Origin of the sequence: Pseudomonas sp. GL-RE-26 (assembly GCF_019956275.1) — a bacterium.
GTDB lineage: Bacteria > Pseudomonadota > Gammaproteobacteria > Pseudomonadales > Pseudomonadaceae > Aquipseudomonas > Aquipseudomonas grandcourensis.
In genome coordinates this window covers 12,999-29,064 of sequence record NZ_JAHBDI010000011.1, presented here as the reverse complement: position 1 = coordinate 29,064, position 16,066 = coordinate 12,999, and the positions used below count along the sequence as shown (strand labels likewise).

Below are 16,066 nucleotides of genomic sequence, written 5' to 3'. Positions count from 1 at the left end.
ATTTTGTGTGCGCTTTGTCCCAGCGTAGGATGAAGTTCACGAGAGCGACAGACCTTGATTGCGCACTAGAACGCAGCTCGCTCTCAACCCTGAAAAGGTCGTTTTATGACGAAATGGCTGCTAGCTGCCGGTGTATTGATGCCGCTTTACAGCGCTCAGGCTACACAGGATCCGGAAGCTGTGTACAACCGTGTTTGTGGTGCCTGTCATTCCGGCCAACTCCCCATGGCGCCGAAAAAAGGCGATCAGGAAGCTTGGACGCCGAGGTTGGCGAAAGGTATGGAGACGCTGGTGCAACACGTGACCCAGGGTTTCAAGGCGATGCCGCCGCGTGGTTTGTGCATGGACTGCAGTGCCGAGGATTACCAAGCCATCATCCTTTGGATGAGCGAGTAAGCCCGGTCCATAACTCTTAACCCTTAGCCGTAGTTGGATTAGCTGATGAAGAAATTGATCGTGAGTCTGCTGTTGACCGTGGGCATCTCCGGCATGGCCCATGCTGCAGGTGAGGCAGTACAACCGGGTGATGCAAAAGCCGGCCAGGCCAAAGCCGCCGTCTGTGGCGCCTGCCACGGCCCGGATGGCAACAGCATGGCGCCAAACTTTCCAAAACTGGCAGGTCAGGGCGAACGCTACCTGACCAAGCAATTGCACGACATCAAGTCGGGCAAGCGCACCGTTCTGGAAATGACCGGCCTGCTGACCAACCTGAGCGATCAGGACCTGGCGGACATCGCCGCCTACTTCGCCAGCCAGAAAGGCAGCGTCGGTGCTGCCGATCCGAAGATCGTCGCTCGCGGTGAAGCCCTGTTCCGTGGTGGTGACCTGGCCAAGGGCCTGCCATCCTGCACCGGTTGCCACTCGCCAAATGGCGCAGGTAACGCGGCTGCCGGTTTCCCGCACCTGGGTGGCCAGCACGCTCAATACGTCGGCAAGCAACTGACCGATTTCCGCAGGGAAGAAGGCGGCCGTACCAACGACGGCGATACCAAACCCATGCAGACCATTGCCAAGAAGCTGAGCGACGAAGACATCGCCGCGGTGTCCAGCTACATTCAAGGCCTGCACTAAGGCTGGCGGATCGGGCGTTGAACGGGGTGCTTATCACCTGCAACGTTAACGCTCGATTAATCCGTTGCAACGAGTATAAAAAGGGTGGCTTTGGCCGCCCTTTTTTTTGGCCGCTGCCGTTACACTACAGAACTCAAGCCCGCCAGGACCTGTCTGATAACAGGTCGCGCGAGGCGAAAAAATTTGTCCAGGAGTGAAGCATGCGTAATCTGATCATCAGCGCCGTTTTTGCCGCTGCCAGCCTGTTCGGCATGACTGCCCAGGCCGCTGAGGCCCCCGCTGCACCTTATGTCGAACTGAGCAACCCGGTTCCGGTCGCCGTGCCTGGCAAGATCGAAGTGGTAGAGCTGTTCTGGTACGGCTGCCCGCATTGCTTCGCTTTCGAGCCAGTGATTAATCCGTGGGTCGAAAAGCTGCCTTCGGACGTGAACTTCGTGCGCATTCCAGCCATGTTCGGTGGCCCGTGGGACGCTCACGGTCAGATGTTCCTGACCCTTGAAGCCATGGGTGTCGAGCACAACGTTCACGCCGCGGTGTTCAATGCGATTCAGAAAGAACACAAGAAACTGACCGACAAGAACGACATGGCCGACTTCCTCGCTACCCAAGGCGTGGACAAGGACAAGTTCCTCGCGACTTTCGACTCTTTCGCTATCAAGGGTCAGATCGTCAAGGCTCGTGAACTGGCCAAGAAGTATGAAATCTCCGGCGTTCCAACCATGATCGTCAACGGTAAGTACCGCTTTGACGTGGGTTCTGCCGGCGGTGCCGAACAGGCCCTGCAACTGGCCGACAAACTGATCGACAAAGAGCGAGCGGCTAACAAGGCTGCCGCCAACTAAGGGCAGTCACTGCCATGCGCCGATGGGGTACTGAACGCATCGTTGGCCTGCATGATCCGCGGGTCAACGAACATCATCTGGAGTCCACGGGCCTGCCCGCAGACAGTCGTCTGCGCTTGCTCAGCTTCAATATCCAGGTCGGTATCAGTACCGAGCGCTACCGGCATTACCTGACCCGGGGCTGGCAGCACCTGCTGCCGCACACCGGGCGTGCCGACAACCTTCAAAAAATCGGCAACCTGCTGGGCGACTTCGATCTGGTCGCCTTGCAAGAGGCCGATGGCGGCAGCCTGCGGTCAGGCTACGTCAATCAGGTCGAACACCTGGCCCAACTCGGTGCCTTTCCCTACTGGTATCAACAACTCAATCGCAATCTCGGTCGCCTGGCCCAGCACAGCAATGGCGTGCTCAGCCGATTGCGCCCATGGGCAATTGAGGATCATCCGCTGCCGGGGCCAAAGGGTCGCGGAGCCATTCTGGTGCGGTTTGGCGAAGGTCCGGAAGCGCTGGTGGTGGTCATGATGCACCTGGCGTTGGGCGCCCGGGCCCGCAGCCTGCAACTGGCCTACATCCGTGAGTTGATTGGCGACTACAAGCACCAGGTGCTGATGGGCGACATGAACACCCATGCCAGTGACCTGCTGCTACATTCCCCGTTGCGCGATCTCGGCCTGCTCGCGCCGCAACTGGAAGCGACGTTTCCCAGCTGGCGCCCACAGCGCTGCCTGGACCATATCCTGCTGAGCCCGAGCCTGACCCTGGAAAAGGTCGAGGTGCTGGCACAGCCCATTTCCGATCACCTGCCGGTCGCGGTAGAGATTCGTTTGCCGGGTTCGCTCACGGCCGATGCATTGCCCGCGTTGAGTCCTGCCCCTCGCGGAACCCCTGAATGAGCGACGAAGCACAGCGCTGGAAAGAGAAATACCTCAAAAGCATCGAACAACAGGAAAAGCTCGAACGTCGCTGGGACGCGCGGCTCGACTTGCTGCGTCGCGGGCTGGTGCGCAGCACCCTGGCGGCGGAAGGTACTGACCGCGCCGTTGACCAATGCATGAAGGAAATGCGCGAGGTCGTGCGCACCGATGACATGGACGCTGGTCTGGCCGCGCTGATTCCACGCCTGGAAAAAGCCGTGCTCGACTCGGAGCAGCGTCGGGAAACCCGGGTCAACCAGACCAGTGCCGCCCTGACCGCGCTGGTCACGCAACTGCAAACATTGCCGCTGCCGCGGGATGTGAGCCGGCCACTCAAGAGTTTCGCCAAGCAACTGGATGCGCGGGTCAGTCAGGCACGTGAGATACCCTTGCTGCTCAGCGAGCTGAGTGGCTTGCAGGGCAAGGCCCTGAGCCAGCTGGAGACCCCGACGGAGTACGGCCGGCCGGGCTTGCTGCAGCGGTTGTTCGGCGGTCGTGAGGCGGAGGAGACGGTGGCATCAGCGGCTACATCTCCTGGCCTGGCCTCTGTAGCCGCGGCCCCTGCGGCAACTTTCGATAGACCCCCTGCTGAGCGAGTTGAAGGCGAGTCTGCGCCGACCAAGCCAACCGTGGCTGCGCCTGCTCCGGCAGTCGTGGCTTTTGCCCCTCCTCCTACGGAGCCTCAACCGGCCAGTGCCGCCGCGGCAGAAACCGGACCGGCCGAGCAACCGACCCCGGAAACCATCGCGACGCCTCCCGAGTCGGAAACAAACCCCGACGAGCTGACCGCGCAAACATCGCCGGATAGCTTGTCATTACCTCCGATGCCCATGGAGGACGTGGCCGCTGTCGATCAGGCGTCAGCTGAACACGACATCCTCTATGCACTCCCGGATTCCCCTGAGCCCTCCTATAGCTCGGTGGCCAGCCACATCGAAGACACGCTGCTGGGGCTGCTCGACGACCTGACATTGCCCGAGCGCCATCGCCCGCAAGCCGAATCCATGCGCGATCGTCTGAAAAACGGTCTGAACTGGTACGAGTTGCTGCCGATCCTCGACGATTTCGCCACCTTGATGCTGGCCATTACCGACAGCGGCCAGCACGAGTTCGAAGTCTATCTGCAACGGCTGAACGAGCGCCTCGAGTCCTTCCAGAGCAACTTGCAGGCCGCCACCGCCGGACACGCCGACAATCGTTCGGCCGCGCGGCAGATGGACACGCAGATCCGCGAACAGGTCGATGGCCTGCAAAGCAGCATGCAGGAAGCCGCGGACCTGGAAGATCTCAAGCACGTACTGGAAAACCATCTCGAAGGCTTGCTGGGCACCATGGACCAGCACCAGAAGCAGCGCGATGAACGCGAGCAGGAGGTCGCTGCGCGCCTGCACAGCCTGGCCGAACGGGTCGCCCATATGGAGCAGGAGGCCCAGGGTTACCGCGAGCACCTTGAAGAGCAACGGCAGAAGGCATTGGTCGACCCGTTGACCGGGCTGCCCAACCGCGCGGCTTGGAGCGAGCGGCTGGATCTCGAAGTCACACAATGGCAGCAACATGGCAACACGCTGTTGCTGGCCATGCTCGACCTCGATCATTTCAAGCGTATCAACGATAACTACGGGCACCTGGCCGGTGACAAAGTGCTGAAAATAATCGCCAGCGTGTTGCGCAAGCGGCTGCGCGGGACGGATTTCATTGCCCGGTTTGGCGGTGAGGAGTTTGTGCTGTTGATGCCATCCACGGTGCCGGCGGCAGGGTTGAAGTTCTTGGAAGGCTTGCGGGCCGCCATTGAGGCCTGTCCGTTCCACTTCAAGGGAGAGCCGGTGACCATCACAGTGTCTATCGGGATGACGGCCTTCAGGCCGGGTGAACATAGCGATCAGGTGCTTAAAAGAGCCGATCAGGCCCTGTATCGCGCAAAAAATGCCGGCCGCAACCGGGTGGAACCGAGCTGACGGTTATTTGTTCCATTTTGTTTAATTCGATGGGATTGCCGTCCACCCGCAAGGCATTACGTTACACTGTTGCATTATTGTCTTGCGTGTACTGCCTTTCGCCATGAAATATTTTGCTCTGATCGTATCGCTGATTGTGCTTGCCGGCTGTGCCAGCGGTCCCCGTTTCGACACCAGCCACCCTTCGGCCAATTACGATAGCCGCGTACAGTTTGTGGTGGTGCATTACACCAATGCCTCGCTGGAGCGTTCGTTGCAGTTGCTGACCCACGGTGAAGTCAGCAGCCATTACCTGATCGGCGACGACAAGGGTGCCACCATCTACAAGCTGATGGATGAAAATGTGCGGGCCTGGCACGCCGGGGAGAGCGAGTGGAATGGCCGGACCTGGCTGAACTCCAGTTCCATCGGTATCGAAATCGTCAACCCGGGCTTCAAGGACACCCCGACCGGACGCGTGTGGTATCCCTACACTGAAGATCAGGTCCAGTCGTTGATCGTGTTGCTCAAGGACATCAGCAAACGTCACGGCACAAAGCCTCGCGACATCATTGGCCATAGCGATATTGCACCCTTGCGCAAGCTGGATCCGGGGCCACTGTTCCCCTGGAAGCGTCTGGCCGCCGAAGGCTTGGGCATCTGGCCGAATGAACAGTCGGTGGCGCGCCAGCAAATGCTGTTCGCCGAGCAGTTGCCGAGCATCAGCTGGTTTCAGGCGCAGTTGGCTCGCCTGGGTTATGCCTCGCCACAAACCGGCGAGCTCGATGTCGCGACACGACATGTGATCGCGGCATTTCAGATGCATTTCCGTCCGGCGCGCTTCGATGGCACTCCGGATGCACAAACTGCCGCGCTACTGTTGGTGTTGAATCAGACAAAATAATGACGCCCGCCCGACGGTCAGGGCTTTTTTCCAATCAGCAGCTATAACTCATTGGTAATCCTTCGGATATTTCACAATGACCGCTGCTCGAGAGACCTTCCGTAGTTGGTTCCATCGCCCCTGGTTCCTGGGGCTGATGTCTGCTGTCTTGAGCGCAACGTTATTGATGGCCGGAAGCCTGTTCGTCGCCATACACCAGGTCGAGCAAAACGAAAGCGAAGAAATGAATGCTCAGGGTGAACGCTTCCTCGCCCGTCTGGAACAGCTTTTCGGGCAACTGCGTGAAAGCCTTGACGATCTTGAAGCGCAACCGTTGCGCGGTTGCGATGCTGAAATGATCGCAACCTTGCAACAGGTTTCGTTCAATTATCGCTTCGTCTACGAAGCCGCCTACATGGACTCCTCGCGAATCTGCTCCAATCGCCCTCGCCAGGAAGGGCTGTCGCTGAGTCGATCGCCAGACATCAAGGGCCCGACTTACAGCTATTGGCTCAACACCACCACCGAACCCGATGAAAACCGCGCCGCGCTGATGCTCGGGCGCGGGAATTTCCGGGTGGCGACCTCTCGCGGGCATTTGACCGATATGGTCGACCTGTCGCCGGGCAGCAGTCTGCTGGTAGTCCTGGACCATGGCGCGCGCGCAATTCCGGTGCTCGGCGCTTCTCAGGTCTGGCCGCCGGCCGAGGCCTGGCCACCGAGAAACCGTGATGCGCTGCAGATCACCCAGACACGCCTGATATACCGGATGCCCACCGACAACCCGGAGTATCAATTGGTGTTGATCAGCCCACGCACCGGCATGCATATCCCGGCGGTCTGGTGGTGGTTGCTGCCGGCCAGCCTCGCGCTGGGCATCTGCGTTGGGTTCCTGGTGTTTCTGCTGGTACGCCAGCGGCAGTCGCTGGACGCCGAACTGACCGGCGCGATTCGCCGTGGCGAGTTGCAGGTGCTGTATCAACCGATCTTCGACCTCGATAGCCGCAACTGTGTCGGGGCTGAAGCGCTGCTGCGCTGGCGCAGGCCGGACGGCACCCTGACCAGTCCCGACCTGTTCATTCCGATGGCGGAGAACACCGGGCAGATTCGCCAGATGACGGACTTCGTCCTGCAACGCCTGCTCGAGCAACTCGGCCAGTTGCTACGTGCCAACCCGCAGCTGTACATCTCGGTCAATCTCGCTGCGTGTGATGTGATGGTTCCGCGGATTGGCCAGGTGATGGCGCGGTTGCTGACCCTGCACCACGTCGCTGCGCGGCAAATTGCCTTTGAGGTCACCGAGCGCGGGCTGGTCGATGTGGTGGTGGCCCGGGAAAACCTGCAAGCGCTGCGGGATGTCGGGCACCAGGTGTTGATCGATGACTTTGGCACCGGCTATTGCAGCCTCGCCTATTTGCAAACCCTGCCGGTCGATTGCCTGAAAATCGACAAGGCGTTCATTGATGCGCTTGGCCATGACGCCGCCAGCAGCGGCGTGGCCCCGCACATCATTCACATGGCCCAGTCGCTGCACCTGAAGGTGATTGCCGAGGGCATCGAACATGAGGCCCAGGCCGCGTTCCTGTGTAGTGAAGGCGTGAAGTTTGGCCAAGGCTGGCTGTTCGCCCGCGCGCTGAGCGCAGTGCAGTTCACTGAATTGATTACCCGGGGGCGGCGTCGGGGAGGCCGGCGCCTGGATGATGAAGCGTGAGGGTGACCTAAACGGTCAGCGTCATATAGAACTGAGTACCCTGCCCCGGCCGTGAATAGACACCTATCCGCCCGCCATGCAATTGCACGATTTCCTTGCACAAGGCCAGGCCGAGTCCGGCCCCGCCCTTCTTGCGTCCAACCTGCACGAAGGGCTCGAAGATCCGCCCCTGCTGACCGTAGGCAATGCCTTCACCGTTGTCCTCGACACTGATGATGACCCGGTCGCCGTGGCGCCGGGCCTGCAAGCGTATTCGCCCGCCAGAGCCGGTGTGACGCAAGGCGTTGTCGAGCAAGTTGTCGAGTACCCGCTCCAGTTGTGGCTGGTCGGCCTGCAACCGCGGCAAAGGTCCCTGCACTTCCACCAGCAGATTGATTTCCTTCTCTTCGGCCGCCGTGGCAAAGCGGGACCGAGCCTGTTCCAGCAACGCCTCGATGGAACACGGTGTCAGGGTGAGCTTCTGCAAACCGTTCTGGTAGCGGGAGAAATTCAGCAGATCATTGATCAACTGCATCAGCCGCTGCATCTCTTCATTCACGGTATCGAGCAGGTCGGCTTCCCGGGAGTCCGGGGCAAAGTGCGCACGCTCACGGAACAATCCGAAGGCCATGTGCATGCCGGTGACCGGTGTGCGCAATTCATGGGAGGCGCGCAATACAAATTCGCTGCGTACCCGTTCGAAGGCACGCTGTTCCGTAACGTCATGCAGCACCATTACCGCACCCAGAATATGACCCTGGGTATGGCTGACCGGGGTCAGGCTGTAGGTCAGCAGTCGCGACTCGCCATCGACTTCAACACTCAAGTCTTCCGGCGCCCGCTCCAGCGTGCCGCCGCGCAGCACCAGTTGCAGCTGCTCATCGAGCTCGGGGCGCTCCAGCGCCGTGCCCAACCCCTGACCCAGGCGATCGGACTCCCAGCCCAGCTGACGCTGAGCCACCGGGTTAAGGTGTTCTAGATGACCCTGACGGTCGATCATCAGCAGTCCGTCGTCGATGCTGTCGAGCACGGCCTGCAAACGCTGCTGACCGGCCAGCAGCTCATCGACGTTGGTGGCCTGATGTTCACGCAGCGCCTGGGCCATGATCCCGAAACGCCGGGTCAGCTGGTTCAGTTCCACCGCCGAAGAAATTGGCAGGGTGACATCGAAATTGCCCTGGCCGATATTGTCCGCCGCCTTGGCCAACGCCTCGATGGGCTCCCCGAAACGCCGGGCGATGGCCTGCGCGGTCACGAAGCCGATGATCAGCACCGCCAGACCCACCAGGCCAAGTAACCCGGCAATCAGCAGTGCCCGTTCCCGGGCCTTGCGCTCGGTATCGCTGATGTTATCCAGCGCGCGCTTGTGCTCGGCGATCAGACCATTGCGTAGCGCGTTGAATTTTTCCGTCAGGTTGTCGTGGCTACTAAGCACATTCGACGGGTCCGGGGACGTTTCATAAGCCTGGATAAAACTCTCGTAGTCGGCTTTGGCTTTTCTGAAGCCGTAGTCGCTTGCGGTTTCTGCCGGCTCCTGGGCGATGCCTTCCTCCAGCAGTTCGAAGTAATGCTGCTTCGAGGCGGCGAAAGCGGCGGAGTCAGGCTTCTCGCTGAGCATGATGATCAGTTGATCACCCAGGGTCTGACGCAGCTTGAGCCCCAGGTCCAGGGTGATGAAGTTACTGCGGATCAGTGCTTCCTGGCTGCCGGCCATCTGCATCACGCTGACCAGCCCGAGCAAGAGCCCGAGCAACGCGACGGTGATCAGTGCGGAGATGCTCAGGAAAAGCCGGGTCCGCAATTTCAGCGCCAGTTTCATCGGCTATTGCTCACAAGTTGTACTGTTTGCGTTTGCGGTACAGCGTCGAGGCGTCGATGCCCAGGGTTTTCGCCGCTTGATCCAGGGTGTCGGCGGTGGCGAGGATCGCGCCGATGTGGGCCTTTTCCAGCTCATCCAGGCTCAGTGCCGCGCCGATGCGCGGTACATTGTTGACCGGGGTTTCGGCCATGCCCAGATGACTGATCTCGACCCGCTCCTGCGGACAGATGATGCTCGCCCGCTCGATCACGTTGCGCAGCTCACGGATGTTGCCCGGCCAGCGATAGCCCAGCAGTGCTTCCCGGGCCTCGTCGCTGAAGGCGCGCGCGGGACGGGCGTACTCCTTGACGAAGCGCGCCAGGAAACGGTCGGCCAGGTTAAGAATATCTTCGCGGCGTTCGCGTAGCGGTGGCAGGTGCAAGGTAATGACGTTCAGGCGATAGAGCAGGTCTTCACGGAAGCGACCGTCGCGCACCATGTCCTCAAGGATGAGGTTGGTGGCCGCAAGGATGCGCACATCGGCACGGCGGGTCACCGGATCACCGACGCGCTCATATTCCTTGTCCTGAATAAAACGCAGCAGCTTAGGCTGCAATGTCAGGGGAAAGTCGCCGATCTCGTCGAGAAACAGCGTCCCGCCGTCAGCCTGGTTGACTCGGCCCAAGGTGCTTTCGCTGGCGCCGGTGAAGGCGCCGCGGCTGTGGCCGAAGAGTTCGCTTTCCATGAGCTCGGCAGTCAGCGATGGGCAGTTGATCGTGACGCAGGATTTCTTCGCGCGTTTGCTCCAGCCGTGAATGGCTTGGGACAGTTCGCCCTTGCCGGTACCGGACTCACCCAGAAGCAGGATATTGGCATCGGTCGTGGCAACCTGGCGGGCGGTTTCGAGTACCACTTTCATGGCCGGGCTGTGGGAGTCCAGACCATCCTTGGGCTTGCGCACCTCGCCTTCCAGGGCTTCCAGTCGGGCCGACAGTTGCCGGACTTCCAGCTGCTTGGCGGTTGCCAGTCGCAATTGATCGGGGCTGCACGGTTTGACCAGATAGTCGGCGGCGCCGGCCTGAATCGCATCCACCGCCGTGTCGACGGCAGAGTGGGCAGTGACGATCACCACCCGCATCCAGGGCGCCTGGATACGCATCTGGGCCAGCACATCGAGGCCGTTGTCTTCACCCAGACGCAAGTCGAGGAAGCACAGGTCGAAGACCTGCCGCTGCAACAGGGCTTCTGCCTGCGCGGCACTGGTGGCGGTGGCCACGCTGTAGCCTTCGTCTTCGAGGCAGTAACGGAAGGTACGCAGGATGGCGGACTCATCATCCACCAGCAAAATGCGGCCTTGATGCTCAGTGGCGGATTCCATTTTCCTGCGCTCCTTAATGAATGATCTTAAGTTAGTCTCGGAGAAATCGGGCAAGTTGCATGATTGATTCTGAGCCATTCCTGTCATGGCAGGGTAGCTCTCATCCGATGTGTCGGTTAGCCACCTGATTTTGCGGGTCTTTTGATAGATACCCGGTCTCTGCCAGCGGCCAGCGTGAATTTCTGACCTGCGCACCCTCCTCTCAATTCAAAAAATTTACGCCTTCCTTCAAACCAGTCGTGCAATACGCACGACGGCACAAGGAGCATCGTGCAGGATGCGCGCGTAGTGCTTTCTTTTATGTTCATAAGATATTGATATTAAAGGTAATTAATTCGAATCAAGGCTGGCATGCGCTCTGCAATTGTCTGGTTAACCAGGGCATTAAAAAAACGCCCGCTATCGAATACCGACCCCAGAGGTAGGAGTTCCAGGATGAATCGTCAACGTGCCGCCCACCTGCACCTCTGGCCTGTGCATATCCAGCAAGAACTGTTTGCTGTTCTGGCGCTTTTGATCACCCTGATCGGCGGCCAGCAGTTTCTACGCTGGGAGCAGAGCCGGCAGCCGGAAGCGCCAGGCCTGTCGACTCTGCATCCGACCCAAACCCAATTCAGTGCTGTCAGCAGCGGTCAGGCCGATAGCACCCCGATGCGCATGATGGATGTCGACCAGGCCAGGCCTGTGGGTGAGATACATCATCAGGAGCGTTGGGTGTTCTAGGCAAAACTTCCGCCGCACCCCATGCGCCGGGAAAACGCAGCACCTCTAAACAGAAGCGTAAGGAGAATCACCATGTTGAGCTGGGCAATCACATTCCTGATCATCGCCATCATCGCCGCTGTACTGGGCTTCGGTGGTATCGCGGGCACCGCCACGGGTATCGCCAAGATTCTGTTTGTCGTGTTCCTGGTGATGTTCATTGCCTCCTTCTTCTTTGGCCGTCGTGGTCGAGGCTGATATGAGAGGGTTTTTCAAGACACTGGCAGCCGCCCTGCTGTTGGGCGGTAGTGCCATGGCATGCGGGCTGGCGTTGCCCCTACATGCCTGAGGCCCCCATGCAGGGCTGGTTGATAGAACAGAATTTGTACACGAAGGAGGCCACAGCGCCTCTTTCCACCTGCGCCACCTGAGGAAGGCCGGCGCATGACCAAGGGGTCGGGACGTTCTGCCTGTTTCAGGGGCGCAGTGACCTACGGGTACAGGGAGTGCCTGCGCAAGGGCCGGGTCAGGAAAAGCTACTGCGCAAGTTCGCCGGACCGACAAGGCTCGACGGGCTTGCGAAGGGCTTGATCAAGCAACACATTGAAATAGAGCGCTCGTCTCGATTTCATCACTGTTATCCCGTCCTTATCCTTGTTGCGTCGGAAAATACTTTTCCCGGTGTTTCATCTGCGACCGTATATCGAGAAAAATCACCATTCTTTGGCCGCGATTTTTCCCTTCGTCCTGCGGGATTTTGCTGAAAAATCAACGCTCGGACACTGCTCAAAAAATGTTCAATCTGCTCTGTGATGGCCGGTTCACGGCACTTATGCCTGCCGAAATGTCGTATTCGAACCGGTTGGGACGCGCGTTTCGCTAAAAAAACCTCATGCCGATTCGGCATAGGGTAGGCGTTTACGGCATTAGACGGCGCTTCCTTGCATCGGAATAGTTGCGCCTTTTTTCGCCTGCCAGAGAGCCGCAAACACGCGCTCCGGGGCACCTTATACGGGGGGAAGATGCACTGGACTTTTTCGCCACAAGCGTTCCAGTTCGCGCATCTCCCTGAGTCAAACAACAAGTAAGGGTAAAGATATGAAGAAGGCAAAGCTTAGCCTCGCCTGGCAGATCCTCATCGGTCTGGTATTGGGGATTGCAATCGGTGCGCTGCTCAACCATTTCAGTGCCGAAAAAGCCTGGTGGATCAGCAACGTCCTGCAACCGGCAGGCGATATCTTTATCCGTCTGATCAAGATGATCGTGATCCCGATCGTCATCTCCTCCTTGATCGTCGGCATTGCCGGCGTCGGAGACGCCAAGAAGCTGGGGCGCATCGGCTTCAAGACCATCATCTACTTCGAAATCGTCACCACCATCGCCATCGTGGTCGGTCTGCTGTTGGCCAACCTGTTCCATCCGGGTGCCGGCATCGACATGAGCACCCTGGGCACTGTGGACATTTCCAAGTACCAGGCCACGGCGGCCGAGGTACAGCATGAACACGCGTTCATCGAAACCATCCTCAACCTGATCCCGTCGAACATCTTTGCGGCCATGGTTCGCGGCGAAATGCTGCCGATCATCTTCTTCTCTGTACTGTTCGGTCTCGGTTTGTCGAGCCTGCAGGCGGACCTGCGCGAGCCGCTGGTGAAGATGTTCCAGGGTGTATCGGAAAGCATGTTCAAGGTCACTCACATGATCATGAACTACGCTCCGATCGGCGTGTTCGCACTGATCGCGGTGACTGTGGCCAACTTCGGCTTCGCGTCGCTGATTCCGCTGGCCAAACTGGTGATCCTGGTTTACTTCGCCATCGCCTTCTTCGCTTTCGTGATCCTGGGCCTGATCGCTCGCCTGTTCGGCTTCTCGGTGATCAAGCTGATGCGCATCTTTAAAGATGAACTGGTACTGGCCTACTCCACCGCCAGCTCCGAAACCGTGCTGCCGCGCGTGATCGAGAAGATGGAAGCCTACGGCGCGCCGAAAGCCATTTGCAGCTTCGTGGTGCCGACCGGTTACTCGTTCAACCTCGACGGTTCGACCCTCTACCAAAGCATCGCGGCGATCTTCATTGCCCAGCTGTATGGCATCGACCTGTCGATCAGCCAGCAACTGCTGCTGGTACTGACGTTGATGGTCACCTCCAAAGGCATCGCCGGCGTACCGGGCGTGTCCTTCGTGGTACTGCTGGCCACCCTGGGCAGCGTCGGTATCCCTCTGGAAGGCCTGGCGTTCATCGCCGGTGTCGACCGCGTCATGGACATGGCCCGTACCGCACTGAACGTGATCGGCAACGCCCTGGCTGTTCTGGTTATCGCTCGTTGGGAAGGCATGTACGACGACGCCAAGGGCCAGCGCTACTGGAACTCCCTGCCGCACTGGCGCAGCAAGGAAAAACTGCCGGCGGGTGAAATTTCCAAGAGCTGATGCAATACCCCATGTGGGAGCATCTACCGCACCAGACAAACCCCGGAGAAATCCGGGGTTTGTCGTTTCTGGCCACCCCGCTATCATTCGCGGATCTTTTGGGGGGATTTGACTGATGCTCAATGGCCTGTGGCTTGGCTTCTTCATCGTGGCAGCCGTATCGGCGCTGGCCCAGTGGCTGATTGGCGGCAACGCCGGGATATTCGCGGCGATGGTGGAAAGCATTTTTGCCATGGCCAAGCTGTCGGTCGAAGTCATGGTGCTGCTGTTCGGCACCCTCACCCTCTGGCTGGGTTTTCTGCGCATTGCCGAGAAAGCCGGTATCGTCGAATGGCTGGCCAAGGCCCTGGGGCCACTGTTCTTGCGCCTGATGCCGGAAGTCCCGCCGGGTCATCCGGCCATCGGCCTGATCACCCTGAACTTCGCCGCCAATGGCCTGGGCCTGGACAACGCCGCCACGCCGATCGGCCTCAAGGCCATGAAAGCGCTGCAAGAGCTCAATCCCAGCGCTACCGTCGCCAGCAACGCACAGATCCTGTTCCTGGTGCTCAACGCATCCTCGCTGACCCTGCTGCCGGTGACGATCTTCATGTATCGCGCCCAGCAAGGTGCGCCGGACCCGACACTGGTGTTCCTGCCGATCCTGCTGGCGACTAGTTGCTCTACCATTGTCGGCTTCCTGTCGGTGGCGTTCATGCAGCGCCTGCGCATCTGGGACCCCGTGGTGCTGGCCTACCTGATCCCCGGCGCCCTCGCCCTCGGTGCTTTCATGGCGTTGCTGGCGACCCTATCGGCGACTGCGCTGGCCGGCCTGTCATCGATCCTCGGCAACCTGACGCTGTTTGGCCTGATCATGCTGTTCTTAGTGATCGGCGCGCTGCGCAAAGTGAAGGTCTACGAGGCCTTCGTTGAAGGTGCCAAAGAGGGTTTCGACGTCGCCAAGAACTTGCTGCCCTACCTGGTGGCGATGCTCTGCGCGGTAGGCGTACTGCGTGCGTCCGGGGCGCTGGACTTTGGTCTGGATGGCATTCGCCATCTGGTGGAATGGGCCGGTTGGGACACGCGTTTCGTCGATGCGCTGCCTACGGCAATGGTCAAACCCTTCTCCGGTAGCGCCGCCCGGGCGATGTTGATTGAAACCATGAAGACCTCAGGCGTGGACAGTTTCCCGGCGCTGGTGGCGGCAACGGTCCAGGGCAGTACCGAAACGACGTTCTATGTTCTGGCGGTGTACTTCGGCGCCGTGGGCATCCAGCGTGCACGCCATGCCGTCGGTTGTGCATTGCTGGCCGAGCTTGCCGGTGTGCTGGGTGCGATTGGGGTTTGCTACTGGTTCTTTGGTTGATCGGCTCCGTCAGTCAAGGCCTTCAGCGCGGCCTTGCGCTCGTCCGTCGGCAAGGCGCCGAGCTTTTCCACAGAGGCGTAAAATTGGAGCCAGTCGCCATTCTCCTGATGGAACAGCGCGGCAAAAGCCGGCACCCATTGGTCGTACAAGCCAAACGGCAATAGCCGGGCATTGTTCATCGGGGCATAGATCCAGGCGTCGTAGCGTTTGTCGGCGGCCCACTGGCTGTCGCGCAATTGTCGGTATTCGCTGCGCAAGCGCTCGAACTCGGCCACCTTGCGCTGGCGCATTTGTTCAGTTGGCAGCGGCAAGGTGTAAAGCTGTTCCAGTCGGGTGCGGGTCTTGAGCACCAACTCAGTGAACTGGTCGCGCTGACGCGCCTGCGCATTGTTATCCGGTGGCAGGTGGCGGTAGGCGCGCCATTGGCGAGTACCTTCCTGCTCGACGAAGGTGGCGAAGGATTCGTTGAACTCCGTGTCGTCCTTCACATAGAAGCGCTGATGGGCCAGCTCGTGAAAGATCAGCGTGGCCAGTCGCTCATCCCCCCAGCCCATCATCGAACTGATGATCGGGTCGTTGAACCAGCCGAGTGTCGAATAGGCCTCGACGCCGCCTATCGACACGTCCATGCCCTGCAAGCGTTGCAAAGCCGCTGCGCCGCGGGCTGCGCTCTGGCTGTAGTAACCGCGATAGGCCACGCAACCGGCGATGGGGAAGCAGTGGTTTACGGGCTTGAGGGAGAATTCCGGCGTGGCGAATACATTCCAGACGACGAAGGGCCGCCCAATGTCCGCGTACAAGCGGTAACTCTGGTTATCCGGCAGGTGCAATTGCTGGCTGGCGAAAGTTCGGGCCTTTTGCGATTGCTCCAGGTGTGTACGCAGTTTTTGATCGCGCGCCGGGTCGGCAATCACGCTGGAAACCGGCTCCCTGGCCCGCAGCAACTGCAGTTGGCCGCTGGCCAGTTGGCTGTAATAGCTGGCGCTGGTGCAGCCGTTGAGCAACAAAAACAACAGGCTCGGAAACAAAACGCGAAAAACGCGATCAAGTAACCCAAGGCTAGGAAGCGGCCTGATCAC

General features: G+C 59.7%; 14 protein-coding genes. 11 read left to right on the top strand and 3 right to left on the bottom strand.

The annotated features are described in order from the left end of the window. The first annotated feature begins 105 nt into the window (after positions 1-105). The 7 genes from KGB07_RS07640 to KGB07_RS07610 all read left to right on the top strand — a co-directional run bounded on the left by KGB07_RS07640 (position 106) and on the right by KGB07_RS07610 (position 7,355). A complete protein-coding gene (locus KGB07_RS07640) occupies positions 106-396 on the top strand; it encodes a c-type cytochrome (RefSeq protein ID WP_008002190.1) in 291 nt (96 codons plus the stop codon). A 45-nt stretch (positions 397-441) separates the two neighbouring features. After that, complete coding sequence (locus KGB07_RS07635; RefSeq protein ID WP_046042670.1) at positions 442-1,071, top strand: c-type cytochrome; 630 nt, start codon at positions 442-444, stop codon at positions 1,069-1,071. 200 nt (positions 1,072-1,271) lie between these two features. Further along, complete coding sequence (locus KGB07_RS07630) at positions 1,272-1,913, top strand: thiol:disulfide interchange protein DsbA/DsbL (RefSeq protein ID WP_046042669.1); 642 nt, start codon at positions 1,272-1,274, stop codon at positions 1,911-1,913. A 14-nt stretch (positions 1,914-1,927) separates the two neighbouring features. Next, entirely contained in the window at positions 1,928-2,806 is an 879-nt protein-coding gene (locus KGB07_RS07625; RefSeq protein ID WP_046042668.1) for an endonuclease/exonuclease/phosphatase family protein, read from the top strand. Continuing rightward, on the top strand, positions 2,803-4,782 hold the full coding sequence (locus KGB07_RS07620) for a GGDEF domain-containing protein (RefSeq protein ID WP_046042667.1): 1,980 nt from the start codon (positions 2,803-2,805) through the stop codon (positions 4,780-4,782). The genes KGB07_RS07625 and KGB07_RS07620 overlap by 4 nt, the downstream gene beginning before the upstream one ends. 103 nt (positions 4,783-4,885) lie before the next feature. Further along, positions 4,886-5,665, top strand: coding sequence for an N-acetylmuramoyl-L-alanine amidase (locus KGB07_RS07615; protein WP_046042737.1), 780 nt, complete (start codon positions 4,886-4,888; stop codon positions 5,663-5,665). Positions 5,666-5,741: 76 nt separating this feature from the next. Next, complete coding sequence (locus tag KGB07_RS07610) at positions 5,742-7,355, top strand: EAL domain-containing protein (RefSeq protein WP_046042666.1); 1,614 nt, start codon at positions 5,742-5,744, stop codon at positions 7,353-7,355. A 7-nt stretch (positions 7,356-7,362) separates the two neighbouring features. Here KGB07_RS07610 and KGB07_RS07605 read toward each other — a convergent pair whose 3' ends face one another. Both KGB07_RS07605 and algB read right to left on the bottom strand, forming a co-directional pair. Next, the gene (locus KGB07_RS07605) at positions 7,363-9,153 is read right to left on the bottom strand and encodes an ATP-binding protein (RefSeq protein WP_046042665.1); all 1,791 of its coding nucleotides are present in this window, start codon (positions 9,151-9,153) and stop codon (positions 7,363-7,365) included. 10 nt (positions 9,154-9,163) lie between these two features. After that, positions 9,164-10,510, bottom strand: coding sequence for a sigma-54-dependent response regulator transcription factor AlgB (algB, locus tag KGB07_RS07600; protein ID WP_046042664.1), 1,347 nt, complete (start codon positions 10,508-10,510; stop codon positions 9,164-9,166). A 435-nt stretch (positions 10,511-10,945) separates the two neighbouring features. Between algB and KGB07_RS07595 the strand changes: the two genes are divergently transcribed. The 4 genes from KGB07_RS07595 to KGB07_RS07580 all read left to right on the top strand — a co-directional run bounded on the left by KGB07_RS07595 (position 10,946) and on the right by KGB07_RS07580 (position 14,987). Then, positions 10,946-11,233: a hypothetical protein gene (locus KGB07_RS07595; protein WP_046042663.1), complete on the top strand. Its 288-nt coding sequence runs from the start codon at positions 10,946-10,948 to the stop codon at positions 11,231-11,233. A 72-nt stretch (positions 11,234-11,305) separates the two neighbouring features. Next, a complete protein-coding gene (locus KGB07_RS07590; protein WP_003177151.1) occupies positions 11,306-11,470 on the top strand; it encodes a DUF1328 domain-containing protein in 165 nt (54 codons plus the stop codon). Between the two features lie 840 nt (positions 11,471-12,310). Further along, on the top strand, positions 12,311-13,642 hold the full coding sequence (gene gltP, locus KGB07_RS07585) for a glutamate/aspartate:proton symporter GltP (RefSeq protein WP_046042662.1): 1,332 nt from the start codon (positions 12,311-12,313) through the stop codon (positions 13,640-13,642). 115 nt (positions 13,643-13,757) lie between these two features. Then, the gene (locus KGB07_RS07580) at positions 13,758-14,987 is read left to right on the top strand and encodes a nucleoside recognition domain-containing protein (RefSeq protein WP_046042661.1); all 1,230 of its coding nucleotides are present in this window, start codon (positions 13,758-13,760) and stop codon (positions 14,985-14,987) included. On the opposite strand, the gene KGB07_RS07575 is transcribed toward KGB07_RS07580, so the two are convergent. Then, a complete protein-coding gene (locus KGB07_RS07575) occupies positions 14,969-16,066 on the bottom strand; it encodes an aminopeptidase (RefSeq protein WP_223465130.1) in 1,098 nt (365 codons plus the stop codon). The genes KGB07_RS07580 and KGB07_RS07575 overlap by 19 nt on opposite strands.